At 71.0% G+C, this 26,453-nt stretch carries 31 protein-coding genes; 11 read left to right on the top strand and 20 right to left on the bottom strand.

The genetic code is table 11. From position 1 onward, the window contains the following. The first annotated feature begins 21 nt into the window (after nt 1-21). On the top strand, nt 22-348 hold the full coding sequence (locus IE97_RS40110; RefSeq protein ID WP_078603176.1) for a hypothetical protein: 327 nt from the start codon (nt 22-24) through the stop codon (nt 346-348). Beyond that, nucleotides 345-668 (top strand): hypothetical protein, encoded by a 324-nt coding sequence (locus tag IE97_RS0111345; protein WP_030236001.1) that lies wholly within the window; start codon nt 345-347, stop codon nt 666-668. Before IE97_RS40110 ends, IE97_RS0111345 begins: the two co-directional genes overlap by 4 nt. Nucleotides 669-770: 102 nt before the next feature. Here IE97_RS0111345 and IE97_RS0111340 read toward each other — a convergent pair whose 3' ends face one another. The 8 genes from IE97_RS0111340 to IE97_RS0111305 form a co-directional block, all read right to left on the bottom strand. Further along, complete coding sequence (locus tag IE97_RS0111340; protein ID WP_158708272.1) at nt 771-1,871, bottom strand: hypothetical protein; 1,101 nt, start codon at nt 1,869-1,871, stop codon at nt 771-773. A 5-nt stretch (nt 1,872-1,876) separates the two neighbouring features. Continuing rightward, nucleotides 1,877-2,524 carry a hypothetical protein gene (locus tag IE97_RS0111335; RefSeq protein ID WP_030235994.1) on the bottom strand — a complete coding sequence of 216 codons (648 nt, stop codon included), beginning with the start codon at nt 2,522-2,524 and terminating at the stop codon, nt 1,877-1,879. 711 nt (nt 2,525-3,235) lie between these two features. After that, nucleotides 3,236-3,997 carry an ABC transporter permease gene (locus IE97_RS0111330; protein WP_030235991.1) on the bottom strand — a complete coding sequence of 254 codons (762 nt, stop codon included), beginning with the start codon at nt 3,995-3,997 and terminating at the stop codon, nt 3,236-3,238. Further along, the gene (locus tag IE97_RS0111325) at nt 3,994-4,944 is read right to left on the bottom strand and encodes a daunorubicin resistance protein DrrA family ABC transporter ATP-binding protein (protein WP_030235988.1); all 951 of its coding nucleotides are present in this window, start codon (nt 4,942-4,944) and stop codon (nt 3,994-3,996) included. Before IE97_RS0111325 ends, IE97_RS0111330 begins: the two co-directional genes overlap by 4 nt. Before the next feature lie 75 nt (nt 4,945-5,019). Further along, a complete protein-coding gene (locus IE97_RS0111320; protein WP_030235985.1) occupies nt 5,020-5,661 on the bottom strand; it encodes a PadR family transcriptional regulator in 642 nt (213 codons plus the stop codon). Between the two features lie 10 nt (nt 5,662-5,671). Further along, the gene (locus tag IE97_RS0111315) at nt 5,672-6,223 is read right to left on the bottom strand and encodes a DinB family protein (RefSeq protein ID WP_030235982.1); all 552 of its coding nucleotides are present in this window, start codon (nt 6,221-6,223) and stop codon (nt 5,672-5,674) included. Nucleotides 6,224-6,329: 106 nt separating this feature from the next. Then, nucleotides 6,330-7,793, bottom strand: coding sequence for an aldehyde dehydrogenase family protein (locus tag IE97_RS0111310; RefSeq protein WP_030235978.1), 1,464 nt, complete (start codon nt 7,791-7,793; stop codon nt 6,330-6,332). A 73-nt stretch (nt 7,794-7,866) separates the two neighbouring features. Continuing rightward, entirely contained in the window at nt 7,867-8,691 is an 825-nt protein-coding gene (locus IE97_RS0111305) for a helix-turn-helix domain-containing protein (RefSeq protein WP_051704922.1), read from the bottom strand. A 342-nt stretch (nt 8,692-9,033) separates the two neighbouring features. Between IE97_RS0111305 and IE97_RS0111300 the strand changes: the two genes are divergently transcribed. Continuing rightward, nucleotides 9,034-9,549: an ATP-binding protein gene (locus IE97_RS0111300; RefSeq protein WP_078603175.1), complete on the top strand. Its 516-nt coding sequence runs from the start codon at nt 9,034-9,036 to the stop codon at nt 9,547-9,549. A gap of 93 nt (nt 9,550-9,642) precedes the next feature. Here the strand turns inward: IE97_RS0111300 and IE97_RS0111295 are convergent, their stop codons facing one another. From IE97_RS0111295 to rpmG, 5 genes are all read right to left on the bottom strand, one after another. After that, a complete protein-coding gene (locus tag IE97_RS0111295; RefSeq protein WP_051704925.1) occupies nt 9,643-9,861 on the bottom strand; it encodes a DUF397 domain-containing protein in 219 nt (72 codons plus the stop codon). 608 nt (nt 9,862-10,469) lie between these two features. Continuing rightward, nucleotides 10,470-10,703: a 30S ribosomal protein S18 gene (gene rpsR, locus IE97_RS0111290; RefSeq protein WP_030235962.1), complete on the bottom strand. Its 234-nt coding sequence runs from the start codon at nt 10,701-10,703 to the stop codon at nt 10,470-10,472. Between the two features lie 6 nt (nt 10,704-10,709). Further along, complete coding sequence (locus tag IE97_RS0111285) at nt 10,710-11,912, bottom strand: GTP-binding protein (RefSeq protein WP_030235959.1); 1,203 nt, start codon at nt 11,910-11,912, stop codon at nt 10,710-10,712. A gap of 4 nt (nt 11,913-11,916) precedes the next feature. Further along, the gene (locus IE97_RS0111280) at nt 11,917-12,165 is read right to left on the bottom strand and encodes a type B 50S ribosomal protein L31 (RefSeq protein ID WP_030235956.1); all 249 of its coding nucleotides are present in this window, start codon (nt 12,163-12,165) and stop codon (nt 11,917-11,919) included. Nucleotides 12,166-12,167: 2 nt separating this feature from the next. Continuing rightward, nucleotides 12,168-12,332, bottom strand: coding sequence for a 50S ribosomal protein L33 (gene rpmG, locus IE97_RS0111275; RefSeq protein WP_030235952.1), 165 nt, complete (start codon nt 12,330-12,332; stop codon nt 12,168-12,170). Nucleotides 12,333-12,397: 65 nt separating this feature from the next. Here rpmG and rpmB point away from each other — a divergent pair, with 65 nt between their 5' ends. From rpmB to IE97_RS0111255, 4 genes are all read left to right on the top strand, one after another. After that, nucleotides 12,398-12,634, top strand: a complete 237-nt coding sequence (gene rpmB, locus IE97_RS0111270; protein WP_030235949.1) for a 50S ribosomal protein L28 — start codon at nt 12,398-12,400, stop codon at nt 12,632-12,634. Continuing rightward, a complete protein-coding gene (gene rpsN, locus IE97_RS0111265) occupies nt 12,634-12,939 on the top strand; it encodes a 30S ribosomal protein S14 (RefSeq protein ID WP_030235946.1) in 306 nt (101 codons plus the stop codon). The genes rpmB and rpsN overlap by 1 nt, the downstream gene beginning before the upstream one ends. Nucleotides 12,940-13,049: 110 nt before the next feature. After that, nucleotides 13,050-13,595, top strand: a complete 546-nt coding sequence (locus IE97_RS0111260; RefSeq protein ID WP_030235942.1) for a hypothetical protein — start codon at nt 13,050-13,052, stop codon at nt 13,593-13,595. A 123-nt stretch (nt 13,596-13,718) separates the two neighbouring features. Continuing rightward, entirely contained in the window at nt 13,719-14,264 is a 546-nt protein-coding gene (locus IE97_RS0111255; RefSeq protein WP_030235939.1) for a DUF4232 domain-containing protein, read from the top strand. 7 nt (nt 14,265-14,271) lie between these two features. On the opposite strand, the gene IE97_RS0111250 is transcribed toward IE97_RS0111255, so the two are convergent. Next, nucleotides 14,272-15,390 carry a DUF2786 domain-containing protein gene (locus IE97_RS0111250; RefSeq protein WP_030235936.1) on the bottom strand — a complete coding sequence of 373 codons (1,119 nt, stop codon included), beginning with the start codon at nt 15,388-15,390 and terminating at the stop codon, nt 14,272-14,274. A gap of 110 nt (nt 15,391-15,500) precedes the next feature. On the opposite strand from IE97_RS0111250, the gene IE97_RS0111245 reads away from it, so the two are divergent. From IE97_RS0111245 to IE97_RS0111235, 3 genes are all read left to right on the top strand, one after another. Further along, nucleotides 15,501-16,133, top strand: coding sequence for a LysE family translocator (locus IE97_RS0111245; RefSeq protein ID WP_030235933.1), 633 nt, complete (start codon nt 15,501-15,503; stop codon nt 16,131-16,133). Between the two features lie 80 nt (nt 16,134-16,213). Beyond that, entirely contained in the window at nt 16,214-16,954 is a 741-nt protein-coding gene (locus IE97_RS0111240) for a Clp protease N-terminal domain-containing protein (RefSeq protein ID WP_030235921.1), read from the top strand. Nucleotides 16,955-17,011: 57 nt separating this feature from the next. Next, nucleotides 17,012-18,691 carry a bifunctional 3'-5' exonuclease/DNA polymerase gene (locus IE97_RS0111235; protein WP_030235918.1) on the top strand — a complete coding sequence of 560 codons (1,680 nt, stop codon included), beginning with the start codon at nt 17,012-17,014 and terminating at the stop codon, nt 18,689-18,691. 213 nt (nt 18,692-18,904) lie between these two features. On the opposite strand, the gene IE97_RS0111230 is transcribed toward IE97_RS0111235, so the two are convergent. Continuing rightward, nucleotides 18,905-19,798: a glycosyltransferase family 2 protein gene (locus IE97_RS0111230; RefSeq protein ID WP_030235914.1), complete on the bottom strand. Its 894-nt coding sequence runs from the start codon at nt 19,796-19,798 to the stop codon at nt 18,905-18,907. 208 nt (nt 19,799-20,006) lie between these two features. On the opposite strand from IE97_RS0111230, the gene IE97_RS0111225 reads away from it, so the two are divergent. Next, nucleotides 20,007-20,900, top strand: a complete 894-nt coding sequence (locus IE97_RS0111225; RefSeq protein WP_030235911.1) for an AraC family transcriptional regulator — start codon at nt 20,007-20,009, stop codon at nt 20,898-20,900. A gap of 524 nt (nt 20,901-21,424) precedes the next feature. Here the strand turns inward: IE97_RS0111225 and IE97_RS0111220 are convergent. From IE97_RS0111220 to IE97_RS0111200, 5 genes are all read right to left on the bottom strand, one after another. After that, entirely contained in the window at nt 21,425-22,297 is an 873-nt protein-coding gene (locus IE97_RS0111220; RefSeq protein ID WP_030235908.1) for a MurR/RpiR family transcriptional regulator, read from the bottom strand. 177 nt (nt 22,298-22,474) lie between these two features. Next, complete coding sequence (locus tag IE97_RS0111215) at nt 22,475-23,683, bottom strand: M20 family metallopeptidase (protein ID WP_051704921.1); 1,209 nt, start codon at nt 23,681-23,683, stop codon at nt 22,475-22,477. Then, a complete protein-coding gene (locus tag IE97_RS0111210; RefSeq protein ID WP_030235901.1) occupies nt 23,680-24,444 on the bottom strand; it encodes an amino acid ABC transporter ATP-binding protein in 765 nt (254 codons plus the stop codon). Before IE97_RS0111210 ends, IE97_RS0111215 begins: the two co-directional genes overlap by 4 nt. Further along, complete coding sequence (locus IE97_RS0111205; protein WP_051704920.1) at nt 24,441-25,397, bottom strand: amino acid ABC transporter permease; 957 nt, start codon at nt 25,395-25,397, stop codon at nt 24,441-24,443. Before IE97_RS0111205 ends, IE97_RS0111210 begins: the two co-directional genes overlap by 4 nt. Next, nucleotides 25,397-26,359 carry an ABC transporter substrate-binding protein gene (locus IE97_RS0111200; RefSeq protein WP_234310680.1) on the bottom strand — a complete coding sequence of 321 codons (963 nt, stop codon included), beginning with the start codon at nt 26,357-26,359 and terminating at the stop codon, nt 25,397-25,399. Before IE97_RS0111200 ends, IE97_RS0111205 begins: the two co-directional genes overlap by 1 nt. Between the last annotated feature and the right edge of the window lie 94 nt (nt 26,360-26,453).

Here is a 26,453-nt window from a genome sequence, read left to right as displayed (position 1 = left end):
CATCGATCACGGAGTCACGCCATGCCCGACGCCATCACCCGCCTGCTCGAAGCACTGCTTCACCTAGTCCTCCCCGCCACGGGGCGACATCGGCTCACCGCGAGGCACGGATACGCCCCTCCGCACCCGCCGGTCGACGGGCCGACTCCCCACCGGTTCGGCGCACGCCCTCTACGCGGTGAGGACAACGCCCTCGTACGCCCCTACCTCGTCGCACACGAGCGCCGGGAGCGGGAGCGGCGTCGGCGGGCCCGGCGTGGCCCCCTGCTGCTCGCCCCTCAGGGCATCGACCTGCGCCCGCATCACTCGTACCCGGACCCGATCCACGACATGGGAATGACCGCATGACGGACAGCGCCATCACACCGGCGCGGCTGCTGCCCTGGGCAAGCCCCGAAGGCAAGCCGTGCTATCTCCTGACCGACGGGAGCGGCCGGCTCTCCCGGGCCGCCGACGCCATCGAGAACGCCCAGCTCGGCATGGCCGATGCCCTCCTCGACCATGCGGCCGACATGCTCGAGGACCAGCGGGTGACCACCGGCCAGCTCCGCTTCCTGCTCGCCCGCATGAGCGAGGCGCTGACCGACGTACGCCGCATCGCGGAGAGCAGAGGCGCCCGCCTTCTCGCCCACCCGGACGCCGGGAGCGGCGCGAACAGCAGTCGTTGACCGCGCCGTACCGACGGAAAGCCCGTCCCTCGCCGATGTCGGTACGTCGCGAGAAGCCGGCCACGGTGCGAAGACAACTGCTGCGGCGTACGGCGTCGCTGCTCAGCACTCCTGGGGACGAGGTCTGCCCAGGGCGTTGGAGAACTCGACGCGCGTGGTGTCGTCCTTCTCGATCACCCAGAGCGTTCCGCTCCCGGGCGTCCAGTCCGATCCCACCAGGAACACGCGGTCGCCCGATACGTGGAAGAGGCGTAGGCCCGCGTAACGGAATCCGTAGGCACTGTCCTTGTCCGTGATGCGGTTGTAGCAGGTTCCGTTGCCGCGGATCAGCAAATCCTTCTCGCTGAAGACGACGACCGCGGGGAACGCCGTGTTGACGGTACGTGCGGCCTCGGCGGCCCGGCTGCGGCCCACGATCCCGGCGTACGCCGATGTGGCCCAGAACAACAACAGCACGCTGATCAGCACGGTCAGCCCCCACAGGCGCAGCGCTCTGCGGCGGTCGGTCGGCAGGGTTCCGGGGCCCGGAAGGGTGCGCGAGTACGTGGTCAGCAGGAAGCCGAGGATCATCGCCAGCGGGACGATCAACTCGAAGGCGGCAGGGTAGCCGGGCAGCAGCGCCAGCAGGGCCAGAGGCGGCAGCCACGCGTGGCGGAAAACTCGCGTCACCGTCTCGGCGCGTCCGGGGGACTGCTTCACCCAGTGGTGCAGGCCCGTACCGGCGAGCGCTGCGGCCGCCACGAGCCAGGCGGGCAGGAACAGGGCGTCCACGCTGCGCAGCAGGTAGTCGATGGTCGACAGGCGCAGCACGGTGTCGCGCAGCCCGAGGGCGCGGGTTTCGGCGTCGGTACTGGACCAGCCGAAGTAGAACAGCACAGCGGTGAGGAGCGACAGCAACGACCCGACCGCGCCGAGGAGTTCCAGCCAGCCGGGTGGGAGGGCGGCGTTCTCGTCCTGTGGCTCCGGGCTCGGGGCGGAATCGGAATCGGTGTCGGCGGGGCGGGTGGGAGCGGGATCAGGCAGGGGGTGAGGAGGGGGATTGGGCGGGGCGGGAGCAGAGGGTGGAGCGGGCGGGTCCGGCGTCGGCCCGGGGCCGGCAGGCGGCCCACCGCTCCGGGCCCGACGGCCCGCGTCGTCCGGGCGGGGCCGGCGGGCCCGGCTCGCCACGGCGCGCAACCGTGCTGTGCCACGGGGAGCAGGCATGGCGGCTACTGGACCTCGAAGGTGATGCGTGCGCTGATTCTGAAGCCGGCTCCGGTGACCGTCACTTCGTTCACGGTCCCCTTCGGCATGTTCTTCGGCACCGTGAAGCTGACGGAGGCGTTGTGGCAGCAGCTGTGCTGGTCGGAGTCCGGCAATCGGATGACCGGTGCCTCCGTCCCGTTCAGGAGGACACGCCCGACCTCGCTCGGCCAGGTTCCACGCGCCCAGAGCTCGGTCCCGGGAGCGACTGTCTCCGGGGACCGGCCGGTCGCGCTCACGTACACATCCTGGATCCGGTAGGGGCACGCCGCGGAGCCCGGTCCCGTCGGCGCGTCATCGATCAGCACCTTGCCGTCGGGGTGCGCCTGTACGAACGACGCGACCGCTTCCAGCAGCCGGTACCCCGCCTCGTACTTGCAGTTCCCCGTGGAGATTCCCCGGACGTCCCGGTAGGAGTCGACAACGGTTTCCCACTCACTCTCGTCTCCCTGCACGGCAAGACAGATGCCGATGAGCCCCTTGAGGAGATTCCAGGTGTTCGGGTCGCTGTTCGCCCTGCGCTCCGGGCCCACCGTGTCGTATTTGTCCCGGGCGTAGTCGCATTTGTGTTGCTGGACCGAATCGTAGACGTGGTCCGTGTTGATCGAGTCCATCACGGGGGACTTGGGGCCGATACGAAGCCAGGAGAAATGCTCCGTCGGCGTTTCCTCCTTTCCCTTTCCCTTTCCCTTTCCGTTCCCGTTTCCGTCGCCACCGCCTCCAGACCCTGGCGACCCTGGCGACCCGGGCGACCCCGGCGACCCGGGCCCGGACGGCCAGGTGGATGCCGCAGGCCCCGAGGCGGCCGGTGTCCAGGACCGTCCCTCGGAACCCGGAGCGCCTGTCCAACTGCCGCCAGGAGTGGATGATCCCGGCTTCCCGTCCGTGCCGTCTGTCGCGCGGGGCGACTTGGTCGGGCCATCGCCCGGCCCGGCGCTGCGCGGCGCGCCTGTCGTACTCCCCGGACTGTCCGCTCCCTGGTTGGACCCGGGCCTTTCGCAGCCGGCGAATACGAGAGTGCCCGCCACCAGAAGAACGATGAAAGATGCGACCCCACTCCACCATAGGGAGTGTGTTCGAATGCCGTTCTGTTGTGCCAATGTCCCGCCCCCGTGCAGCCATCACGACCACTGCGCGATCGAAGCGCGCATTGACGACGGTATCCCCGCTCGGCGGGAGGAGATGCGGAGGTTCCGGAAACCTTGCCGTCGTATTTCAGGGCCCGCGAATGACGAGCGCGTCACTTCATTCGACGTATGCCGGGGCCGTCTCGAGCCTCCGCCGGGTCGGCGGGGTCACGGCGTCGCTCGTACGGTGAAGCCCCCTCACCTACTGAGCCGCCCGAACCGCCGTACCGCCAGCGGGAAGAACACCGCCAGCAGGGCGAGTGGCCAGGCGATCGCCGCCCCCACGTGCCCGGACTCCGCGCCGGGGGTGCCGAACAGGTCCCGTACGGCCGTGGCCGTGTGGGACATCGGGTTCCACTCGACGACCGTGCCCAGCCAGCCGGGCATGGAGTCGGGCAGGGCGAGGGCGTTGGACAGGAAGCCGATCGGCCAGACCAGGATCTGCACGGCCTGGACCATCTCCGGCTTCCCGGCCACCAGCGCCAGGTGGATGCCGATCCACAGCATGGCGAACCGGAACAGGAGCAGCAGGCCCACGGCTCCCAGGAAGGCCGCCGGACCGCCGTGGGCACGCCAGCCGAGTGCGCTGCCCACGGCGATGAGCACCGCCAGGGCCATCGCCGACTGGAGCATGTCGGCGGCGGAACGGCCCACCAGCACGGCCCCGTTGGCCATGGGCATCGAGCGGAACCGGTCGATCACGCCCTTGTTCAGGTCCTGTGTGACGGCGATCATCGTGCCCTCCAGGCCGAAGGCCATGGTGAGCGCGAGCATGCCCGGGATCAGGTAGTCGCGGTACTCGCCGTTCACGCCCCGGCCGCCGCCGACCAGGTAGCCGAACATGAGCAGCAGCATGACCGGGAAGACGAGGTTGACGACCAGTTGGACCGGCTGCCGTCCCCAGCGGGCGAGTTCCCGGCGGGTCATGGTCCAGGAGTCGGTCAGGGCGTGGGCGGTCACGCGGCCTCCTTCACTCGGCGGTCGTCTCCGGTCAGGTGCAGGAACACCTCGTCCAGCGTCGGGCGCCGCAGGGCGACGTCCTCGGCCTCGATGCCGGACTCCCCAAGGGCCCGTACGACCGCGGAGAGCGCCTCCATGCGGTCGGTCACCGGGGCGCTCAGCAGTCGGCGGTCGGTGTCGACGGTGACCCCGGTCAGGGGCAGCAGGGCGACGGCCGCGCCCAGTCGGCCGGCGTCGCGCAGGACCACGTCGATGCGGTCGCCACCGGTCAGCGCCTTCAGCTCGTCCGCCGTGCCCTCGGCGATGACGCGGCCGGTGTCGACGACCGAGATGCGGTCGGCGAGCTGGTCGGCCTCCTCCAGGTACTGCGTGGTGAGCAGGACCGTCGTGCCGCCGCCGACCAGGGAGCGGACGGAGCTCCACACCTCGGCGCGGCCCCGCGGGTCGAGGCCGGTGGTCGGCTCGTCGAGGAAGAGCACCTCCGGTTCGGTGATCAGGGAGGCGGCGAGGTCCAGACGGCGCCGCATGCCGCCGCTGTACTGCCGCACCGCCTTGCGGCCGGTGCCGGCCAGGTCGAAGCGGTCCAGGAGTTCGTCGGCACGCGCGCGTGCCCGCTTGGCGCCCAGGTGGTGCAGCCGGCCGAACATCTCGAGGTTCTGCCGGCCGCCGAGTTCCTCGTCGAGCGCCGCGTGCTGGCCGAGCAGGCCGATGCGCAGCCGTACGGCGTACGCCTCGCGCACCACGTCGTGCCCGGCCACCTGGATCCGGCCCGCGTCGGGCCGCAGCAGGGTGGACAGCACCCGGACGAGGGTGGTCTTGCCCGCTCCGTTCGGTCCGAGCACCCCGTGCACCGTGCCGCGCGCGACCGTCAGGTCGAGCCCGTCCAGCGCCTTCTTGTCGCCGTACCGCTTCTCCGCGCCTTCGACGGTGATCGCCGCGTCGGCCACGCTGAGCCTCCCTCGCTAGTCAAAGTTGACTACAAGCACGAAGGTAAGCCCGGCCCATCTATTCGTCAAATTTGATTAGTGATCGTCGCCGGGATGCCGCTCCCCCGTGGCGTACGGGTTCTCCTCACCCTCGGCCAGGACTCCGACGAACGGGTCCCCCTCGTCGGCGAAGGTGTAGGCGCCGCCCTCGATGCGCTCGATGAGACCGCGGGTCCACTCGGCCTCGGAGTCGGCCGTGTGGACCCACATGTTCATGATCTCGCCGATGTGACCGAGCTGTTCGGGCCCCTCCTCGGGGACGTAGTGCTCCAGGACGGAGGCCCGCCACTGCTCGATCCGCAGGGTGCGCTCCTTCAGCAGGGCGACCGCCTCGGCCCGCGGCAGGTCGACGACGAAGCCGACGGCGGCCGTCTTCATGTCCCCGCGCTGGTCGTAGGTGACCAGCGCCTCCCGCAGCATCCGGAAGTACTCCTCGGTGCCCTGCCCGGTGATCTCGTACTCCGTGCGCGGCGGGCCGCCGGCCGTGGACGGGGCGATCTCGTGCGCGTGCAGCAGCCCCTGCTTCGCCATCTGCTTCAGCGCGTGGTAGATCGAGCCGGGCTTGGCTGTGGACCACTCGTGCGCGCCCCAGTACTCCAGGTCGTTGCGCACCTGGTAGCCGTGGGCCCGCCCGTGCATACGGACCGCGCCGAGCACGAGGAGGCGGATCGTTGACATGCGGCCAAGGTTATGCCTCGGCCACCGCCCGCTGTTCCTCGGCCACCAGCTCGAAGGCCGTCCTGCCGTCCAGGGACTCGCGGATGATGTCGGCGTGGCCGGCGTGCCGGGCCGTCTCGCGGATGAGGTGGAGGCAGAGCCAGCGGTGGGAGACCCGGCCGTCCGGCGGGAACCAGGGCTGGGCCGGCAGCGCGAAGGTGTCGTCGAGGCTCGGGACCGAGCGGATGTACGCCTCCGTCTCGGCGGCGACCTTCTCCCAGTACGCCAGCTGGGACGCGACGGTCTCGCCCTCGACCAGCCGGAAGCACTCGTGCCAGTTGCTCTGGTCCCGCACCACGGCCGGCGGCTCGCCCTTGGCCAGGGAGATCCACATCTGCTCGACCTCGGCGACATGCTTCACCAGCCCGGCCAGGGACAGCTCGCTGGCGCTGGGACGCGAGCCCGCCTGCTCGTCCGTCAGCCCGAGCACCGCCCGGCGCACGCCGCCCCGCTGCTCGGCGATGAAGGCCAGGAGCGCCCCGTGCTCGTCGCCGTGCGCCTCCGCCGGAACGTGAGTGACCATGACCGCCGCCTTTCGCCAGGTCCGGGGGCCTCTCCCCCTGACACCGGCAAAACTACGGGCCCTTGCGGTCAGGTTCTGTCCGCAAGGGCCCGGGCGTCGGAAGACGCTAGAACGGGAACCCGCTGCGGCCGTGCTGCACCGAGATCCACTTGGTCGTGGTGAACGAGTCCACCATCGTCTCGCCGTTGAGCCGGCCGAGGCCCGAGTGCTTCTCGCCGCCGAAGGGGACGATCGGCTCGTCGTGGACGGTGCCGTCGTTCACGTGGAACATGCCCGTGTCGATCTGCTTGGCGAAGGCGACGCCCCGCTCGACGTTCCCGGTGTGGACGGCGCCGCTCAGGCCGTACGGAGTGTCGTTGACGAGGCGTACGGCCTCCTCCTCACCGTCGAAGGGGACGAGGAAGGCGACCGGTCCGAAGACCTCCTGCCGCAGCAGGGCCGAGTCGGCGGGGACGTCGGTCAGGACGGACGGCTCGACGAGGTTGTCGGTCCGCCCGCCGCGCACCAGGGCTGTGGCGCCCTCGGCCAGCGCCTGCTCGACCGCCCCCTCGATCGCGTCGGCCTGCGAGGAGTTGATGACCGGGCCGATCACGGTCTCCGGGTCGCGCGGGTCGCCCGCCTTGAGCGTCTTCACCTTGGCGACGAACTTCTCCGTGAACTCGTCCGCGATCGAACGGTCGACCAGGACGCGGTTGGCGGCCATACAGACCTGGCCCTGGTGGACGTACCGGCTGAAGACCGCCGCGTCGACCGCGTAGTCGACATCGGCGTCGTCCAGGACCACCAGCGCGCTGTTGCCGCCCAGTTCGAGGACGGAGCGCTTGAACTGCCGGGCGCAGACCGTCGCCACGTGCCGGCCGACCTGGTCGGAGCCGGTGAAGGAGATGACCTTGGGCACCGGGTGCTCGAGGAAGGCGTCGCCGATCTCCGCGATGTCGGTGATGACGACGTTCAGCAGACCGCCGGGCAGGCCCGCGTCCTCGAAGATCTTCGCGACCAGGGAGCCGCCGACGATCGGCGTGTTCTGGTGCGGCTTGAGCACCACGGCGTTGCCGAGCGCGAGCGCCGGGGCGACGGACTTGATCGACAGCAGGAACGGGAAGTTGAAGGGGCTGATCACGCCGACGACGCCGACCGGCACGCGATAGACGCGGTTCTCCTTGCCGTCCACCGGCGAGGGGACGATCCGGCCCTCGGGGGCCAGCGCCAGGTGGACCGCCTCGCGCAGGAACTCCTTGGCGAGGTGCAGCTCGAAGGCGGCCTTCAGGCGCGTGCCGCCGAGCTCGGCGATGATGGCCTCGGAGATCTCCGCCTCGCGCTCCTCGATCAGCCTCAGGGCCTTCTCGAACACCGCGCGGCGGGCGTAGGGGTTGGTCGCCGCCCACTGCTTCTGGGCGCGGGCGGCGGCCCGGTACGCCTGATCGACCTCGTCGGCCGTGGCTATGGTGATCGACGCCAGCTTCTCGTCGTCGTACGGGTTGAAGTCGATGATGTCCCAGGAACCGGTGCCCGGGCGCCACTCACCGTCGATGTACTGCAGCGCAAGGTCGGTGAAGCAGGACGGCGACATTGTGATCCCTCGATCCCTGGAAGACCTCTGATCGCGGCTTCACGATCTGATCACACGTCATCGTACTGATGTTTCAGGAGAGTTGAAGGAGTCCCCGGAGAAGGTCCCGGCTCTCCGAGGGGCCCGGACTGTCGCTCTGGAGTTCCTTGAGCGCCTTCTCGTACTGGACGACGTCCTCGGGCTTGTCCAGGTACAGCGCGCTGGTGAGCTGCTCGAGGTAGACGACGTCCGACAGGTCGGACTCCGGGAAGCTGAGGATCGTGAACGCGCCACTTTCGCCGGAGTGGCCGCCGAGGCTGAACGGCACGATCTGCAGCCGTACGTTGGGACGCTCGGAGATGTCGATGAGGTGCTGGAGCTGACCGCGCATCACCTCACGGTCGCCGTACGGGCGCCGCAGGGCGGCCTCGTCCAGGATGATGTGGAAGTCCGGCGCACTCTCGTCGACCAGGTGTTTCTGCCGCTCCAGGCGCAGCGCGACCCGCCGCTCCACGTCGGCCTCGCTCGCGCCCTGCATGCCCCGCCGGACCACCGCGTGGGCGTACGCCTCGGTCTGGAGCAGGCCGTGCACGAACTGCACCTCGTACGCGCGGATCAGCGAGGCGGCACCCTCCAGGCCGACGTAGGTGGGGAACCAGCTGGGCAGCACGTCGGAGTAACTGTGCCACCAGCCGGCGACGTTGGCCTCCTTCGCCAGGGACAGCAGGGAGGCGCGCTCCTGCTCGTCCGTGATGCCGTACAGCGTCAGCAGGTCCTCGACGTCCCTGGTCTTGAAGCTCACCCGGCCCAACTCCATGCGGCTGATCTTCGACTCGGAGGCGCGGATCGAGTATCCCGCCGCCTCGCGCGTGATGCCCCGCGCCTCACGCAGTCGCCTGAGTTGCGATCCGAGCAGCATCCGCCGCACCACCGATCCCGGCTCTCCCGCGCTCACCTTCGACAGCCTCCCCAACGTCTCAGGGGCCGAAGTCTGCCACTAAAACACTCCGAGCAGTACTCGTCCGGTTACAGAAACGGAATCGAGACGACGGGCGCACGCGCGGGTAGGCAAGGAAGACGCAAGCCAACGGCCGGAGTTGGAGGACTAGACCGATAAAAAATTAGCCAACAAGCGGTACGGGCCGTCTCATTCCGGTCACGTGCACGTGCATCTGCCCTTGCATCTGCTGTACGCATCCGAAACCATGGTCTCGCACCACCGCTGCATCGCACCGACCGCGAATTCCCGGGAGTGCCTCGCATGGGGACGAATGGATCGACCATGCTCGAGCCGTTACGGCAGGGCCTTCCACCGCTGGATCCCGCAGCCGTGTCCGACGCCGCCTCCTGCGCCTTGCCCGCCCGCTACGAAGCGGTGCGCGAGGCCCGGCGGTTCACCCGCAAGACCCTCGACCAGTGGGACATGGGCGACCGTTTCGACGACGTCTGCCTCGTGGTCTCGGAACTCGTCACCAACGCCCTGCGGCACGGTCTGCCGGGGAACCCGGCGTGCGCCGGCGGCCAGGAGCCTCCCGTCCGGCTGCATCTGATGCGGTGGACCGAGCGGCTCGTGTGCGCGGTGCGCGATCCCAGTCACGACAGTCCCGTCGCCCGGGAGACCGACGACTTCTCGTCGGAGTCGGGACGCGGGCTGTTCCTCGTCGACTCCTTCAGCGACAGCTGGGGCTGGCACCCGCTGGCGGGCGCGCTGAGCGGCAAGGTGGTCTGGGCGCTGTTCCGGCTGCCGCGTCCCGGTTCGGGTCCGCACACGGAATGAGGAACCGCGACGCTTCCTCGCGTCGCGGTTCTACGCGCGTTACCGGGCGTTGAGTCCTGAATTGCCCCGGTTTCCCTGGGGCCTGTCCGGCCGTCAGCCGACCACGAGGTGGTCGAACTCGCCGTCCTTCACGCCCAGCAGCATCGCCTCGATCTCCGCGCGGGTGTAGACCAGCGCGGGACCGTCGGGGAAGCGGGAGTTGCGGACAGCCACATCTCCGCCCGGCAGCCGGGCGAACTCCACGCACGAGCCCTGCGAGTTGCTGTGCCGGCTCTTCTGCCAGGCCACACCGTTCAGCCTGGTGGCGGCCATCCCGTTGTACGCGTCGTGGTCCACAGGTCGCTCCCGGTGGTGCAGTGGCTGATGTGGCCATTGATGCAGTGGTCAACTGCCCCGGATCATAGCCCTGTTCATGTGCAGATGCATGGGCAGATGCACGTGCACGCGGGGTGGTCCTGCGGTTACAGCTCTGACGACCGCTGTGCCGAAGCTCTTGCCTGTCTGACGGCACCGCTCCGCCTCGCGTTCCACGGGATCGATGACGAAGTCGGCGGGTTCGGTGAAGGTCCGTCGGAGGCGGAGCATCCGGCATGGCGGCGCGGGCGGGCGGTCGTGCCGGAGAAGCGGGAGCTGGGGGTGTGCGGACGGGGTTGGCCCGTAGGTCCCGACTGGTCCGATGTGGAAGGCCGGGGGCGGTGGGCGGGAGCAGGGGGAAATGGTGCATATGGAGGGGGGCGAGGTCGTCTCCGCGTACGGGGCCCGCGTCACACCATCGCCGGACGTCCCATCGGCGGTCCTGTCCCTGACGGGCCGTCAACTGTGCGGAGCGGCAGGTCCGCACGGCGCTTCGGCCGGTCGTATCACGCGCATGAGGTTCCCCACGCGTCAAGCGTGGGGAACCTCACCGGGGCCGGACGGGTTCAACGGCTGGAGTACGGCAGCAGCGCCATCTCCCGCGCGTTCTTGATCGCCCGGGCCAGCTGCCGCTGCTGCTGGGCCGACACCCGGGTGACGCGGCGGCTGCGGATCTTGCCGCGGTCGGAGATGAACTTCCGCAGCAGGTCGGTGTCCTTGTAGTCGATGTAGGTGATCCCGGCCTGGTCCAGGGGGTTGGGCCGGTTCTTGACGGGCTTGCGGTCGATCTTGCGGGGCATCTCGGGTCAGACCTCCAGGAGGGCGTCGAAGGCGTGCGGCAGCCGTTGCCAGGCGTCCCGCCCGGCGGTGTACTCGGCGTCGGTGAGCAGGCAGGAATCCAGCAGGAGTTCCAGACCGTCCCGGTCGAGGCCGGGCGAGGTGAAGACCAGGTGCTGGCAGCGGTCGCCGTGCTCGTGGTGCCAGTCCAGCGCGGCGGCGGCGCGGCGCACCGGCGGGACCATCTCCCAGGCCGCGTCCGGCAGGGAGGCCAGCCAGGGCCCCGCGCTCTCCACGCACAGGGCTCCGCCCGCCGCGTCCCAGTGGAACAGCGTGTCGGGCTTGTCGGCGAGCCAGAAGCGGCCCCGGCTGCGGGCGGCCGCGCAGGTCAGGTCCTCCAGGGCGGCGTAGAGCCGCTCGGGGTGGAAGGGGCGGCGCTGCCGCCAGACCAGGGTGGAGACGCCGTGCGCGTCGGCCTCGGCGGGCAGCAGCGCACAGGCCGGGTGCTGGGCGGCGGCGGCCGCCTCGACGTCGAAGCCGGCCAGGGCGGCCTGGGCGAGGGGCGGGAGCGGGCGTCGACGCGGGGGCGGCGCCGTCAGTCCGTCGACGGCCGGGTCCGGCGCGTCCCCTCGGCCGATCAGGACCTGGCGGGCCGTGGGATGCAGTTGTGCGAGCAGCTCCCGGTCCTCGTCATCGGCCTCCGGGGACTCGGCGATCGCGAGGACGGGGGCGTACTCCAGCTGGCGCGCGAAGGTGTCGGCGACCGTGCGCTGGTCGGTGGTGGCGGCGGCCAGACCGCCGTCGGCCAGGTCGTCGCCGTTGCCGAGGTAGGGCAGGACCAGTGCCGGGTCGACGGCGGTGATCACGCCGGTGACGGTGAGCCCGCCGGCCGTGACGACCTCGGCCATGGCCTTGGGCTCGACGGAGTCCCACAGCTCGACGACGGCCAGGGGCGTGCTCCCGGCGTCCGCGAGCCGCTCCAGCTCCGGCACCAGGTCCTCGCGCAGGGCGCAGCAGGCGCAGTCGTTGACGAGCGGCGCCTCCCCCGCCGCCAGGACGCCGGTGGCGTCCCGGACGGTCCGTACGACCGTGCCGGCCGCGGCCGTGGCCAGGTCGTGGTGGAGTACGACACTGCCGGGCACGTCGGCGAGCAGCCGCGCCACGGCCGCCCTGCGGGCGTCGGCGTGCAGCCCGCCGACGATCACGACGGAGAGCCCAGGAGGGACAGCCACGGGGTCAGCCCTTCTTTCCGTACCGGCGCTCGAAGCGCTCCACGCGGCCCGCGGTGTCCAGGACCCGGGCCGTGCCGGTGTAGAAGGGGTGGCTGACGTCGGAGATCTCGACGTCGACGACCGGGTAGGTGTTGCCGTCCTCCCACTCGATCGTCTTCTCGCTCGTCATCGTCGAGCGGGTGAGGAAGGCGTAGTCCGCGGCGCGGTCGCGGAAGACGACGGGGCCGTACTCCGGGTGGATTCCCTCGCGCATGGTCAGCGCTCCTCTCGGAAGTCGACGTGGCGGCCGACGACCGGATCGAACTTGCGCAGGGTCAGTCGGTCCGGGTCGTTGCGGCGGTTCTTGCGGGTCACGTAGGTGAAGCCGGTCCCGGCCGTGGACCGGAGCTTGATGACCGGCCGGAGTTCGTTGCGTGCCATGCCGCTATGCTACTGAAAATGAATTCCATTTACATCACCTGAGTCAGAGAGGTACGTCACCACCCATGTCCGCGCACTGCATGCTGACCGGGACCCAGCCCGGCTTCGGCAACCGCATCTCGCACTCCCACCGGCGCACGTCCCGCCGGTTCGACCCCAACATCCAGACGAAGCGCTACTGGCTGCCGAGCGAAGGCCGGTACGTACGGCTCCGGCTCAGCGCCAGGGCGATCAAGACCGTCGACACGATCGGGGTCGAGGCCGCGGTCGCCAGGATCCGGGCCCGGGGAGTGAAGGTCTGATGGCGAAGAAGAGCAAGATCGCGAAGAACGACAGGCGACAGGAGATCGTCGCGCGGTACGCCGCCCGGCGGGCCGAACTGAAGGAGATCATCCGGCGGCCGTCGTCCACCGATGCCGAACGGCTGGCCGCGCAGGCCGAGCTGCGCAGGCAGCCCCGCGACGCGAGCGCCACGCGCGTGCGCAACCGGGACCAGGTGGACGGACGGCCGCGCGGCTACTTCCGGGCGTTCGGGCTGTCCCGGGTGAGCCTGCGGGGACAGGCGCACGCGGGGTATCTGCCAGGAGTGCGGAAGTCCTCCTGGTAAGAGGCCCTCCGGGAACCCTTGACGAGCCCTGGTAGCTTGCTGCGGTCGTTTGGGCCACAGGAGCCGGCCGGTTCCGTCCGGGCCGGCCGGCTACAGCTTGGGGGCTAGCCATGACTTCGGTGATCTTCTCCCGTCGCCCGGGAGCGCGGCGGCGGCTGCGGGTCGCGGCGGCGGCCGCGGGCCTGGCGGGCGCGCTCGCGCTGACCGCGTGCAGCGACGGCGGCGGCTCCGGGGACGACTCGGCGGCCGGCCCGACCCCCTCCTCGACGGCGTCCGCCGGGACCGGCGGCGGCTCGGACGACTCCGGCTCGGGCTCCGGCTCCGGCTCCGGGGAGTCGGCCTCCGGCGGTCTCGCGGGCAACTGGCTCGCGACGACCGACGGCAAGGCCGTGGCCCTGGTGGTCACCGGCGAGCAGGCCGCGCTCTTCGCCACCGGGGGCAGCGTGTGCACCGGCACCGCGGGTCAGGAGTCCGGGATGCGGATGATCCGCCTCAAGTGCACGGACGGCAGCAAGGACCGGACAGCCGGCATGGTCGACTCGGTGAGCGGGAGCAGCCTGAAGGTCACCTGGGAGGGCGGCCTCGGCGAGGAGACGTACACCAGGGCCGAGGGCGGCAAGCTGCCGACCGGGCTGCCGACGGCGGGCCTCGGGTAGGACCCCTCCGAGGTCCAGAGAGAGGGCGGGCGGCTCCGGCCTGCCTGGGTGCGTGACGGTGCTGGTGTCCGGGATGATCCATGCGTCGGAACCGCACTTCGCCATCACGCACCAGAGGACCCCATGCGCACCCTTCCTCCCCTCGCCCTGGCAACCGCCCTCGCCGCGACGCTCCTGCTGACCGCCTGCGGCGGCGGCAAGACCACGGACGGCGACGCCAAGGACGCCGACCGGAAGACCGGTTCGGCCTGCGCGGTCGGCGACATGGAGGTGCAGGTCGGGGCCGGCGCCGCCCCGGCGGCCGGGGACACCGGCAACGTCACCGTCACCCTCACCAATCAGGGCGCGCCGTGCACCCTGAAGGGCTTCCCCGCCGTGGATCTCCTGGCCGAGGACAGCACGACCTCCGTGTCCCCGGAAGAGGGCGCGAAAGCCCAGCCGCTCACGCTCGGGAAGGGCGCCACGACGTCCTTCACGATCACCTACGTGCGGGGCGAGGCCGGCTCCCCGAAGAGCCTCGCCGTGCGGAAGGCGTCCTTCACCCTGCCCGGCGCCTCCAGGGACGAGCACGAGCTGAAGTGGTCGTACGGCGAGGTCGCCGGGAGGGACGGGGACGGGGGCGGCGCGGCGCAGGCCTCGGTGAGCGGCTTCGAGTCCTCGGGCGACTGACGGCAGGTCAGCGCAGCGGCGGCCGCTGCCTCATCTGCGCCCGGTCCGCCGCCTGCGCACCCTCCGTCCAGCCCGCCGCGTCGCGCACTCCGCGCAGCCGGGTCGTGGTGGTCTCCGGGAACATGCGGTCCAGCCGCCCGGTGACGGCGACCTCGCGGGAGGCGAGGACCGGCAGCAGGTCGTCGGTCACCTGCGTCTCGGCCGCCGTGGCGAGGCGGTTGCCGATGCGGTGGGCGTAGGCGGCGAGGAAGGACTGCCGGAACGTCTTGGTGCGCTTGCGGCCACCCGCGCGCTGTGCCGCCTCCGCCTTCGTCATGGCCGTCGTGGCCTGCACGAGAAGCGAGGTGTAGAGGAGTTCGACCGCCTCCAGATCGGTCTCGAAGCCCACGACGGTCGAGAAGCCCAGCGGCTCGTTCCACACCGCCCGGCAGTGGTTGGCGGTGGCGACGGCGTCCAGCAGCACCGCCTTGGCCTGCTCGTACGGCGGCTCGACACCGATCCGGCAGGCACCGGGCGTCTCGGGCGACGGCGCCCCCGCCGCCAGCAGCGCCTCGTCGACACTGTGCCGGGCCATCAGCTCCTGCGCCTTGGCGCTCAGCGCCTCCGCCTCCTCCGGGAACCCGGTCGCCTCCGCCTTGGCGAGCAGGGCGCGGATACGGGTGAGCATCCGGGACTCGGCCCTCGGCTTCCCGGACGACTCGTCGAGGGCGTCGAGCGCGTCGAGCGCCTCGAGCGCGGGCAGCCGCAGCAGCAGGCGGTACAGCGCCAGAACGGCGGTGGCGTGCGAGAAGCGGTCGGTGCGGGGCGCGGCGTCGGTGGGGAGCTCGGCGAGCTGCGCGCTCCAGCGGCGGCCGCGGGGACCGTCGTGTGCCCGCTGTGCGCGGATCAACTCCGCCACGAGGCGTACGTGCGTGTCGTCCAGCTCGCGTCGCACGATCCGTACGACGTCGGCCGGCTGCCAGCCACGCCGCCAGGCCGCCGCGACCAACTCTTCCCCCCGCCGGGCGAGTTCGGCGTCCGCCGCCGGGTCGGAGGCGAGAAGGGACGCGCCGGTGTCGAGGGCCGTCTCGCCGGTGTCATAGAGGGCCGCTTCGAACGCGCGGTCGACGGTGCTGGACGTACTCACGGGCCCGATGGTGCCACGCCCTCGCGGGGCGCCCGGGCCCCGCGGCCCGCCCCGTCTCACTCTCCGGAATTGGCTCACCCCCTCGGGACGGGGCTCCGAGCATGGCCCGCATGGTGGACATGACTCTGTACGCGGCGTTCCTCGTCGCCGCCTTCGCGCTCTGCGTCACACCCGGCCCCGACATGATGTTCATCGTGGCGATGGGCGGCCGGGGCGGGCCCACCGCCGGGGTGATGGCGGCGTCCGGGGTGGCCTGCGCGATGCTCGTGCACTCGCTCGCGGCGGCTCTCGGCCTGTCGGCCCTCTTCACGGCGTTGCCGACGCTGTACCACGTGCTGCGCTGGGCGGGCGCCGCCTACCTGCTCTACCTGGCCGTGAAGGCGTTCCGCGACCGCTCCGTGCCGGGGGAGGGCACCGCCGGTGCCGTGGGGCCCGGGATGCGGCGGGCGTTCTGGCAAGGCGCGATCACGAACCTGCTGAACCCGAAGGTGATCCTCTTCAACGTGGCGTTCCTGCCGCAGTTCGTGGACCCCTCGCTCGGGCACGTCCGGGGGCAGTTGCTGCTGCTCGGCGTCACGCTCGTGGTGATGGGCTTCCTCTGGGACGGCGCGGTGGGGCTGCTCTCCGGACGTCTGGCGTCCTTCCTCCGCCGCAGCGCGCGGGTGAACCGGTGGCTGAACATCGTCTCCGGGACGGTGTTCGCAGGGCTGGCGGTGCGGTTGGTGGCGACCTCGCCGAAGTAGGAGCGAGCGGTGAGAGCGAGCCGGAAGACACTGTCAACTCTCGGTTGACACCCTAGTGGGGCGCAACCTACGGTTGACACATGACGAACCCGGACACCACGTCATCCATCCGTCTCGACGACCTCATCGCCGCCATCAAGAAGGTTCACGACGAGCCGCTCGACCAGCTCCAGGACGCGGTGATCGCCGCGGACCACCTGGGCGACGTGGCCGACCACCTGATCGGCCACTTCGTGGACCAGGCCCGGCGTTCCGGCGCCTCCTGGACCGACATCGGCAAGAGCATGGGGGTCACCCGGCAGGCGGCGCAGAAGCGCTTCGTGCCGAAGGAGTCGGCCGACCTCGACCCGAGCCAGGGCTTCAGCCGCTACACGCCCCGCGCCCGCAACACGGTGATGGCCGCGCACAACGCAGCCAAGGCCGCGCACAACGCCGAGGGCCTGCCCGAGCACCTCGTCCTCGGTCTGCTGGCCGAACCGGAGGGCCTCGCCGCGAAGGCGATCACCGCGCAGGGCGTCTCCCTCGACGCGGTCCGCGAGGCGGCGACGGCGGCACTCCCGCCCGCCGTCGAGGAGGCCCCGGAGCTCGTGCCGTACGGCCAGGCCGCCAAGAAGGTCCTGGAGCTCACCTTCCGCGAGGCCCTGCGCCTCGGCCACAACTACATCGGCACCGAGCACCTCCTTCTCGCGCTGCTGGAGCACGAGAACGGCGAGGGCGTGCTCAGCGGCCTCGGCATCGGCAAGGAGCGGACCGAGCGGTACGTGGCCGAGATGCTGGAGAAGATCGTGCAGGCCCAGAAGGACACGCTGGACGAGTCCTGACCTCCGCCGGCGGCCTCGGCAGGGGGTGATGTCAGACCCCCCTGTCAGACTCGCGGCATGGCCGACCGGTGGGCACTCGCTCCGGCCGAGGACGGTGGCGTGGACGTAGCCCCCCTCGGTCCTGACGGGCTGCCCGCCGGGCCGGTGCGGCGGGAGGCGGGTCCCGCCGAGGCCGTGCGCAGCCGTCCCGGCGTCACACGCTGGGTGTGGCGGTCCACCGCCGAGATCTACCCGCGCCTGCTCGCCACGGGGGCGCGAGTCGAGCGGTGCTACGACATCGAGGCGGCCGAGACGCTCCTCCTCGGCCACGAGGGGCGGTACGGGGAACCACGCTCGGCCGCGGCCGCCCTGGCCCGACTGCGGGGCGGCCCCGTCCCGCCCGACCCGCCCCAGCGTTCCGCCGAACCGGGCTCGCAGTCCTCGCTGTTCGAGCCGCAGGGCGTCCAGCTGCCCCTGCCGGACCTCCTCGCGGTCTACGCCGAACAGCAGCGACGGCACGAGCGGGCCGAGCACCCCGACCGGATGCGCCTGCTGACGGCCGCCGAGTCGGCGGGCATGCTGGTCGCCGCCGAGATGAACCGGGCCGGGCTGCCCTGGCGTGCCGACGTGCACCGCGCGGTGCTGCACGACCTGCTGGGCGAGCGGTACGCGGGCGGCGGCGAGCCCCGCCGCCTGGCCGAACTCGCCGACGAGGTGTCCACCGCGTTCGGCCGCCGGGTCCGCCCCGACCTGCCCGCCAACGTGGTCAGGGCCTTCGCGCAGGCCGGCATCAAGGTGTCCTCGACCCGTAAGTGGGAGATCGAGTCGGTCGACCATCCGGCCGTGAAACCGCTGCTCGAGTACAAGAGGCTGTACCGCATCTGGGTCGCCCACGGCTGGTCCTGGCTCCAGGACTGGGTGCGCGAGGGCCGGTTCAGACCCGAGTTCCTCGCGGGCGGCACGGTGACCGGGCGCTGGGTGACCAACGGCGGGGGCGGGCTCCAGATCCCCAAGGTGATCCGGCGGGCCGTGGTCGCCGACCCCGGCTGGCGGCTCGTCGTCGCCGACGCCGACCAGATGGAGCCGCGCGTGCTCGCCGCGATCTCCCGCGACCCCGGACTGATGGAGGTGGCCGGCCGGGAGACCGACCTGTACCAGGCCGTCTCCGACCGCGCCTTCTCCGGCGACCGCGCCCAGGCCAAACTCGCCGTGCTCGGCGCGGTCTACGGCCAGACCTCCGGCGACGGCCTGAAGAACCTCGCCGCGCTCAGACGCCGCTTCCCCAGGGCGGTGGCCTATGTGGACGAGGCGGCCCGCGCCGGCGAGGAGGGCCGGCTGGTGCGGACCTGGCTCGGCCGCACCTGCCCGCCGGCGGCCCGGGGGACGGACGAGAACGCGGAAGAGGCGGGCATCCCCCTCGCCGACGACGACACCCAACAGTGGGTCCCCGGCTACGCCTCCACCAACGCCCGCGCCCGCGGCCGCTTCGCCCGCAACTTCGTCGTCCAGGGCAGCGCCGCCGACTGGGCGCTGCTGCTGCTCGCCGGGCTGCGGAAGACCTGCGCGGACCTGGCGGCCGAGCTGGTCTTCTTCCAGCACGACGAGGTGATCGTGCACTGCCCCGAGGAGGAGACGGCGACGGTCGTGACGGCGATCCGCGAGGCGGCGGCCCTGGCCGGACGGCTGACCTTCGGGGAGACGCCGGTGCGGTTCCCTTTCACCACTGCCGTGGTGGAGTGCTATGCGGAAGCGAAGTGACCACGCGGCGGACCGGACCATGTCGTCGGCCGGGGATCGAGGGTCGCCGAACCGGCCGTTGCGCGGCGGTGCGTGTGTCCGACACGCGAGCCGACGGCATGCCGTCATCGCGATTCCGCGTCCGGGCCCCGTCGGCGGACGTGACCGGACGGGGCCCGTCAGCCACTCGGGGGCAGCGTCCGGTCCGCAGCCGGTCGTCAGGTCGTCAGGTCGTCAGATGACGGGCGGCCGCCCCAGCCGCGTGAGCCGCCACACCGTACGCCAGCTCATGGGCCGCCGCTCCCCCGCCGGCTCCCGCACTCCCTCCACGAATCCGCCGAACCACGCGCGCAACCCGGCACCCGACCGGTTCCGCAGGAGGGTGAGCAGCACCCACACGCCCAGATGCACGGGGACGAGCGCGATCGGCAGCCGGCGGCGGGCCAGCCAGACCCGGTTGCGGGCGTTCACGCGGTAGTAGATGGCGTGCCGGGCGGGCGAGGTCTTCGGGTGCTGGAGCAGCAACTCGGGCGCGTAGAGGATCCGCCAGTCCGCGTCGGCCGCGCGCCACGCGAGGTCGGTCTCCTCGTGCGCGAAGAAGAACTCGGCCGGCCAGTCGCCGACCTCGTCGAGCATCGCCATCCGCAGCGCGTGCCCACCGCCGAGGAACCCGGTGACGTACCCACCGCGCCGCGGGTCCGACTTGCCGAGCCGGGGCACGTGCCGCTGCTGCGTCTCACCGAGCTCGTCGGCGATACGGAACCCGACGATTCCGAGCCGCTCGTCGGCGGCGTACAGATCCCGCACGCGGCGCAGCACGTCGGCGTCCACGAGCAGTCCGTCGTCGTCCAGGTCCACGACGACGTCGATGTCGCCGAACTCCCGCAGCCGCGCGAGGGCCGCGTTCCGCCCGCCGGGGCATCCCAGATTCTCGTCGAGCTCGACCGGAGTGACCTCGCCGGGCAAGGACAGCCGCCGGGCGAACTCGGGCAGCGGGCAGCCGTTACCGACGATCACGATCCGCTCGGGCGGCACGTCCTGCTTGGCGACGGACCGGAGCAGGGCGTCGACCTCCTCGGGCCGGTTTCCCATGGTCACCACGGCGACGGCGATCCTGGGCGCCCCCATGTCCTCACCTCGTCCCGGTCGGCATCTGACGGATTGACGGGCGATGCTATCCGTTCACCGTAAGGACTCCTTGAATGCGACCGCCGTACGGCGTCTCGCCCATGCCGTCCGGCGCAGCCCGCACCCGACCGGATCGGGCACAGGATGTCGGGTGCCGGAGTGCGCGCGCTGCCTAGCGTGAGGGCACGAAAAGGAAGGGAGGCCGGGCGTGCTGGACCGACTCAACGAGGCCATGGCTCACATCGAACGCCACCTCGACCAGCCCATCGACGCGGCGGACCTGGCACGTACGGCATGCACCTCGGAGTACCACCTGCGCCGGATGTTCTCCGCACTGGCAGGCCTGCCCCTGTCGGAGTACATCCGTCGCCGGCGGTTGACCGTCGCGGGTGCGGAGGTGCTCGCGAGCGACGCGACGCTGCTGGAGATCGCGATGCGCTACGGCTACGGCTCGGGCGAGGCGTTCGCGCGGGCGTTCCGCGCGATGCACGGCGTCGGTCCGGGCGAGGCCCGGCGCACCGGCGCGGCACTCGTCTCGCAGGCCCGGCTGACCTTCCGCCTCACTGTCGAAGGGAGCAGCAGCATGCACTACCGCGTGGTGGACCGGCCGGCGTTCACCGTCACCGGTTTCAAGACCCGTATCCCCCTGGTGCACTCGGGGCCCAACCAGGCCATCATCGACTTCGTCCGCGGTATCGACCCGCAGGCCCTGGAACGTCTGAAGGCGATGTCCGACCAGGAGCCGCACGGCATCGTCTCGGTCTGCGACGACCTGGACCCGAGCCGGGCCGAGGGCACCGAACTCGACTACTACCAGGCGGTGATCACCGCCGGACCCATCCCCTCCGAGGGCCTCCCGAACGCCCCCGAGGGCTCAACCGTCCTGCCCGTCCCACCCGGCACCTGGGCGGTCTTCACCACGTCCGGCCCGGCACCGCAGGCCATCCAGGAGCTGTGGCGGGACGTGTTCACCGAATGGTTCCCGTCGAACCCGTACCGCAGCCGCCCCGGCCCGGAGATCCTGCGGACCGACCTGTCGGCGGACGGGACGCGGGCGGATGCCGAGCTGTGGCTGCCGGTGGAGCGGGAGACCTCCCGCTGAACTACCAGGGACCCCGGGTCGGAGTTCCTCTGGCCTGGGGTTGCTGCGGTCGGAGTCCCGCAGGTGCGGCCAGGGCATCGACTACGGCAGGCTGTGGAGCGGCCTACCGGACCACTCAGCACGAAAGCAAAGAAACCCCAGGTCAGATCCCTGACCCGGGGTTCGATGAGAGCCGCCTTCGGGATTCGAACCCGAGACCTACGCATTACGAGACCATGAGCGATCATGTTGCGTGGTGCCTCGTCGTGCTGTCCGGTGACGTTTGTCCTGATCAGAGCAGGTGCGGCAGGTTGACCCGTGCCACCTCGTGATGCAGCGTCCAAAGGCGTCTGTCCACCGGCTGTCCACCGGCGGGCTCCTACGGGCCTGCCCCTGGGCTGCCGGCGATGCTGTCGACCGGTCGGAGAGAAGGGCGGAGGTCACTGTCGGACCTCTACAAGCCATCCGCCAGCAGGTTCCTCCACGGAGGAACCTCCCGGTAGCACGAAAGAAGGTGACGCACGCACCACCCGGACCGGCTCACGTCATACCAGGCCGATGTTCTGGGCGATGTCCTCGGCGCGGCGCAAGTGGTCGTGGGCGGCCTCGCCCAGAGCCTCCACCACCGCGGCCACGACCGTCTCGATGACCGCGAGGGTCGGCACCAGGCTGTCGTAGGGAGAGGGCGCCGTCACCCGGCAGGGCAGCGTGACGTCGGCCCGGCCGGTCACCGGGGAGAGCCAAGCGTCCGTGAAGAGCAGGACCTTTCCGCCTCGCGCCCTGGCGAGTTCGGCCATCGCGACTTTGTCCGCCTCATAGCGCCGGTAGTCGAAAAGCACGAGGAGGTCACGGCGGCCGAGCGAGGCCAGGGCAGCGGTGCGTTCCACGCTGCGGTCGGGCAGGAACCGCACGTCCTCCCGCAGCTGCATCAGGTGCAGTCCGAGATACTGCGCGAGCAGGTGTGTGAAGCGGCCTCCGGCGAGCGTGACGCGCAGTCTGGCGTCGGCGAGCAGGCGGACGGCATGGTCGAGGTCATGCGGCGGGAGCTCCGCCAGCGTCTTGGCCACCTCGCTCGGAAAGATCCTCCCCGCGCGGTCGAGCAGGCTTCCCTGGTCGGTTCCCTCCTCCACGGGACGGCCGTAGGCGGGAGCGTCGTACAGGGACAGCGGCGAGGCGTTGCGCTCCTGCAGTTCCGCCCGCAGCGCCGCCTGGAAGTCGGGGAAGCCGCGGAAGCCGAAGCGGGAGACGAACCGCAGCACGGTGGGGGCGCTGACCTGCGCGCGCTCGGCGATGGCGGCCACGGTCTCGAAGCCGGCGGACGGGTACGCGGCCAGCAGCACGCGCCCGACCTTGCGTTCGGCCGGACTGAGTTCGCCGAGCTTGTGGCGGATCTCGTCCGCCAGAACGCCAGTGGCCATCCTGTCAGTCTTCCTTCCCGCGGCGTTCGGACCGGGTGGAGCGCGGTCGACGCCGACGAGCCTAACCCGTGGCCGGTGCGCCGATCAGGGAGGTCGGCGCACCGGCGTCCTGCCCCGGGCACCAGCGCCGCCGGCTCACACGAGCCGCGTGCATTGCGCAGCACCGGGCGCCGGCCGTCAGGTGCGGCCGTCGCCCACCGCCGTGATGAGCGAGGCGAGGAGGGCCACGCGCCGGTGCACAGAGCCCAGGTCGAGCCACTCCTCGGGGGAGTGGTCGGCGCCGCCGACGGGGCCCAGCCCGTCGAGTACGGGTATGCCCGCGCCCGCGATGATGTTCGCGTCGCCGACGCCGCCCGTGGTGGTGGCACGGACGGGCAGGCCGAGTTCGGTCCCCAGCTCGCAGGCCGTGGCCAGCAGCCGGCGGGCGGCGGGCGTGTACTCCATGGGGGGACAGAAGTCCAGCTGCTCGACGTGCGCGCTGGTGCCGGCCACACCCGGCTGTGATGCCGCGGTCGTGATGGCGTCACGTGCGGCATCGATGCCCGACGCGGTGGCCGAGCGGACCTCCACGCGCAGCTCCGCCTCCGGGCAGACGATGTTGGCCCGGGTGCCCGCACGCACCACCCCCACGTTGACCGTGACCCCGTCCCATCGGCCGTTGAGGCCCTGCAGCGCAACGATCAGGTGGGCCGCGGCCAAGGCGGCGTTGGCTCCACGTTCCGGTTCGATGCCGGCGTGTGCGGCCCGGCCTGTGACGGTGACGCGGAAGTCCGCGACGCCCTTGCGGGCGCTCACCAGGTCGCCGTTCTCCCGAGCGCACTCCAGGGCGAGGGCGACATCGCTCTCCCGGGCGATCCGCTCGGTCACCGGACGGCTGCCCGGTGATCCGATCTCCTCGTCCGGCGTGGCCAGGAACACCAGCTCCCGGTAGGCGTCCACGCCCGCCTCGGCGAGCACGTCGAGCGCCGTGAGACCGGCGAGCAGCCCACCCTTGTCGTCGCACACCCCGGGACCGTGAGCGAGTCCGTCGCGGGTGGTGAACGGCCGCAGCGCGGCGGTGCCGTCCTCGAAGACGGTGTCCATGTGGGCCGCCAGCAGCACGCGGCGCCCGCCCTGCGCGGCGGACAGGGCACCCGCCTTGCGGGCCACGAGCACGTCACCGACACGCTGCCCGTCGGCGGTCACGGGCAGCGCGACCCGCTCCACGGTGAAGCCCAGAGTCGTGAGCCGGTCGTCCACCCAGTCCGCGACCCTGTTGACCCCGTCGGGACTGGAGGAACCGGAGTCGATGCCCACCAGTTGGGCCAGATCGTTCACGAAGCCGGATTCCCGCTTTCCCACCAGCGCCAGCAGGGCGGTGGCGTGCGGGCGTACCGCGGCGGTCACAGGACTTTGGACAGGAACACGCGGGTGCGCTCGTGTTCGGGGTCGACCAGTACCTTGGCGGGCCTGCCCGCCTCCACCACGGTGCCGCCGTCCATGAAGACGGCCGTGTCGGCCACTTCCCGGGCGAAGCCGATCTCGTGGGTCACCACGACCATGGTCATCCCGTCGTCCGCGAGTTGTCGCATCACCTCCAGCACGTCGCCGACCAGTTCCGGGTCGAGCGCGGAGGTGGGTTCGTCGAAGAGCATCAGTTTCGGCTTCATCGCCAGGGCGCGTGCGATGGCCACACGCTGCTGCTGGCCGCCCGACAGCTGGGCCGGATAGTGGTGGGCCCGGTCTTTCAGTCCCACCCGGTCGAGCAGCCTGACCGCTTCCTCTCGGGCGGTGGCGCGGCTGACGCCCGCCACCCTGACCGGGGCTTCGACGACGTTCTCCAGTGCCGTCATATGGGGGAAGAGGTTGAAGCGCTGGAAGACCATGCCGATGTCGCGTCGGCGCTCGGCGACCTCGCGCTCGCGCAGTTCATGCAGCCGGTTGCCGTCCTGGCGGTAGCCGACCAGTTGCCCGTCGACGGACAGGCGTCCGCCGTCGACTTTCTCCAGATGGTTGATGCAGCGCAGAAACGTCGACTTGCCGGAGCCCGAGGGGCCGAGCAGGCAGCACACCTGTCCGCGCTCCACGGTCAGATCGATGCCCTGGAGCACCTGAAGCCGGCCGAAGTGCTTGCGCACGCCCTCGGCGTGAACCATGGGAGCGCTCATCGGCCCCCCTCCTTCCCGCGCAGGGCCGCGGCGGCCCCCAGGAACATGCGCTGCAAGGGAGAGGTGGGGCCGGCTCCGGCGCTGCCGCGGCCGTAACGCCTCTCCAGCCAGGCCTGCGGGACACTCAGTACGCTCACCAGGGCCAGGTACCAGACGCTCGCCACCACCAGCAGAGGAATGACCTGGTAGTTCTGTGCGTAGACGTCCTGGATGTTGGACATCAGGTCGTGGGCGGCGATCACCGACACGAGGGCGGTCATCTTGAGCATGTTGATGGTCTCGTTGCCCATGGGCGGGACGATGACCCGCATCGCCTGCGGGAGCACGATGCGGCGCATGGTCATGGCCGGCCGCATGCCCAGCGAGTGCGCGGCCTCGGCCTGTCCGGCGTCGACGGACTGGATGCCGGCGCGGACGATCTCACTGGCGTAGGCCGCCTCGTTGAGTCCCAGGGCGAGCAGGGCCGCGACCGAGGGTGTGAGCAGGGAGTTGGTCTCGGCCCGGAAGAAGGTGATGTCGGTGAAGGGGATGCCGATCAACACGTACTTGTAGAGGGCCGCGGCGTAGCCCCAGAAGATGATCTGCACGAGCAGTGGGGTGCCGCGGAAGAACCACACGAAGAGGGAGGACAGCCCGTAGAGCACCGGGTTGGCCGACAGACGCATGACGGCGATCAGGGTGCCAAGGCCGAGACCGAGCACCATGGCGGCGGCCGTCAGCCACAGGGTGGTTCCCAGGCCGTCGAAGATCAGGCCGGCGAAGAGGTAGTGGCCCACCACGTCCCAGTGGACGTTGGCGTTCCGGGCGAGGGAGCCGATCAGTCCGGCCAGGGCCGTGGTCGCGGCGACGGCGGCCGCCCAGCGGCCGTAGTGGCGGACGGGGACGACCTCGAGATCCTGTGCCGCGGGCTGTTCGGCCGCCGCGTGCGGCGGCGGCTGGGTGCTGGTCTGCATCAGTCCACCGCCGCGTTCCGGGTGGCCTTGTCGACCGCGATCGAGCCGACGCCGTACTTGTCGCAGATCTCGGTGAGTGTGCCGTCGTCGATGAGTGCCTGCAGGGCCTTCTGGATCGCATCGGTCAGCTGGGGCAACCGCTTGCTGACCGCGATGCCGTTGGGCGAGGCGTTGTAGCCGCCGGGGGCCTTGGGGTCCTCGACGAGGTCGAAGGCCTTGCCGCCGTCGGCGGTCTTGGCGATCCAGCCCGCAGCCGGCTTGGTGAGCACGTCGGCGACGACCTTCCCGGACCTGAGAGCCAGCTGGGCGTCGGAGTCCTTGGGGAAGGTCTCGATGTCGGCCTTGCCTCGGCCGGACCTGGCACACGCCGCCTGGTGGGCGGTGAGGAGCTTGAGCTGGTTGGTCGCGGCCTGGACGGCGACCTTGCGCCCGCACAGGTCGTCCAGCGTGGTGATCTTCTCCGGGTTGCCGTCGGCGACCAGGATGCCCGAGCCGGAATGGGTGTAGTCGACGAAGTCGACGACCTGCTGCCGTTCCTTGTTGTCCGTCATCGCGGACATGGCCACGTCGAATTTCCCTGCCTGCAGGGCCGGCACGATGCCGTCGAACTTCTGCGCCGAGAAGGTGAAGCGAACGCCGAGCTTGGCTCCGAGTGCCTGCCCGAGGTCGTAGTCCAGACCCGTCATCTCCGTGCTGCCGGCGGCGGTGTACATCTCGAAGGGCGGGTAGGGGATGTCGGTCGCCACACGGACGATGCCCGACTTCTTGACGGCGTCCGGCAGGAGCTTGTGGAGCGCGGCGTCCTGCTCGACGACCTTGCCGGCGATGGTGAACTTTCCACCGGCTGCCGCCTGCGTGCCGCCGTCGTCGTTGTTGCCGGAGCAGGCGGACAGCGTGAGCAGCGCGGTCGCGCAGGACATGGCCGCCACGATGGTGCGGCGGTTCGAGGAGGTCAGCTTCACGGTCAGGTCCTTCTCGACGGGCTGGCGGGCGACGGCGCGGGCGGCCGTCGAATGACTTGGACATTACATCCGACTCGATTAGATGCCTAGATGT

Origin of the sequence: Streptomyces sp. NRRL S-455 (genome assembly GCF_000717875.1) — a bacterium.
GTDB lineage: Bacteria > Actinomycetota > Actinomycetes > Streptomycetales > Streptomycetaceae > Streptomyces.
Note: the sequence above shows the minus strand (reverse complement) of the source record. Positions and strands in the feature narration are given on the sequence as shown.

What these genes read in the sequence shown, in the direction of transcription:
- IE97_RS40110 (WP_078603176.1), top strand. Translation starts at nt 22, where the DNA reads ATGCCCGACGCCATCACCCGCCTGCTCGAAGCACTGCTTCACCTAGTC.
- IE97_RS0111345 (WP_030236001.1), top strand. Translation starts at nt 345, where the DNA reads ATGACGGACAGCGCCATCACACCGGCGCGGCTGCTGCCCTGGGCAAGC.
- IE97_RS0111340 (WP_158708272.1), bottom strand. Translation starts at nt 1,871, where the DNA reads ATGCCTGCTCCCCGTGGCACAGCACGGTTGCGCGCCGTGGCGAGCCGG.
- IE97_RS0111335 (WP_030235994.1), bottom strand. Translation starts at nt 2,524, where the DNA reads ATGGACTCGATCAACACGGACCACGTCTACGATTCGGTCCAGCAACAC.
- IE97_RS0111320 (WP_030235985.1), bottom strand. Translation starts at nt 5,661, where the DNA reads ATGTCAACGATCCGCCTCCTCGTGCTCGGCGCGGTCCGTATGCACGGG.
- IE97_RS0111315 (WP_030235982.1), bottom strand. Translation starts at nt 6,223, where the DNA reads ATGGTCACTCACGTTCCGGCGGAGGCGCACGGCGACGAGCACGGGGCG.
- IE97_RS0111310 (WP_030235978.1), bottom strand. Translation starts at nt 7,793, where the DNA reads ATGTCGCCGTCCTGCTTCACCGACCTTGCGCTGCAGTACATCGACGGT.
- IE97_RS0111305 (WP_051704922.1), bottom strand. Translation starts at nt 8,691, where the DNA reads ATGCTGCTCGGATCGCAACTCAGGCGACTGCGTGAGGCGCGGGGCATC.
- IE97_RS0111300 (WP_078603175.1), top strand. Translation starts at nt 9,034, where the DNA reads ATGGGGACGAATGGATCGACCATGCTCGAGCCGTTACGGCAGGGCCTT.
- IE97_RS0111295 (WP_051704925.1), bottom strand. Translation starts at nt 9,861, where the DNA reads ATGGCCGCCACCAGGCTGAACGGTGTGGCCTGGCAGAAGAGCCGGCAC.
- rpsR (WP_030235962.1), bottom strand. Translation starts at nt 10,703, where the DNA reads ATGCCCCGCAAGATCGACCGCAAGCCCGTCAAGAACCGGCCCAACCCC.
- IE97_RS0111280 (WP_030235956.1), bottom strand. Translation starts at nt 12,165, where the DNA reads ATGCGCGAGGGAATCCACCCGGAGTACGGCCCCGTCGTCTTCCGCGAC.
- rpmG (WP_030235952.1), bottom strand. Translation starts at nt 12,332, where the DNA reads ATGGCACGCAACGAACTCCGGCCGGTCATCAAGCTCCGGTCCACGGCC.
- rpmB (WP_030235949.1), top strand. Translation starts at nt 12,398, where the DNA reads ATGTCCGCGCACTGCATGCTGACCGGGACCCAGCCCGGCTTCGGCAAC.
- rpsN (WP_030235946.1), top strand. Translation starts at nt 12,634, where the DNA reads ATGGCGAAGAAGAGCAAGATCGCGAAGAACGACAGGCGACAGGAGATC.
- IE97_RS0111260 (WP_030235942.1), top strand. Translation starts at nt 13,050, where the DNA reads ATGACTTCGGTGATCTTCTCCCGTCGCCCGGGAGCGCGGCGGCGGCTG.
- IE97_RS0111255 (WP_030235939.1), top strand. Translation starts at nt 13,719, where the DNA reads ATGCGCACCCTTCCTCCCCTCGCCCTGGCAACCGCCCTCGCCGCGACG.
- IE97_RS0111245 (WP_030235933.1), top strand. Translation starts at nt 15,501, where the DNA reads ATGGTGGACATGACTCTGTACGCGGCGTTCCTCGTCGCCGCCTTCGCG.
- IE97_RS0111240 (WP_030235921.1), top strand. Translation starts at nt 16,214, where the DNA reads ATGACGAACCCGGACACCACGTCATCCATCCGTCTCGACGACCTCATC.
- IE97_RS0111235 (WP_030235918.1), top strand. Translation starts at nt 17,012, where the DNA reads ATGGCCGACCGGTGGGCACTCGCTCCGGCCGAGGACGGTGGCGTGGAC.
- IE97_RS0111230 (WP_030235914.1), bottom strand. Translation starts at nt 19,798, where the DNA reads ATGGGGGCGCCCAGGATCGCCGTCGCCGTGGTGACCATGGGAAACCGG.
- IE97_RS0111220 (WP_030235908.1), bottom strand. Translation starts at nt 22,297, where the DNA reads ATGGCCACTGGCGTTCTGGCGGACGAGATCCGCCACAAGCTCGGCGAA.
- IE97_RS0111210 (WP_030235901.1), bottom strand. Translation starts at nt 24,444, where the DNA reads ATGAGCGCTCCCATGGTTCACGCCGAGGGCGTGCGCAAGCACTTCGGC.
- IE97_RS0111205 (WP_051704920.1), bottom strand. Translation starts at nt 25,397, where the DNA reads ATGCAGACCAGCACCCAGCCGCCGCCGCACGCGGCGGCCGAACAGCCC.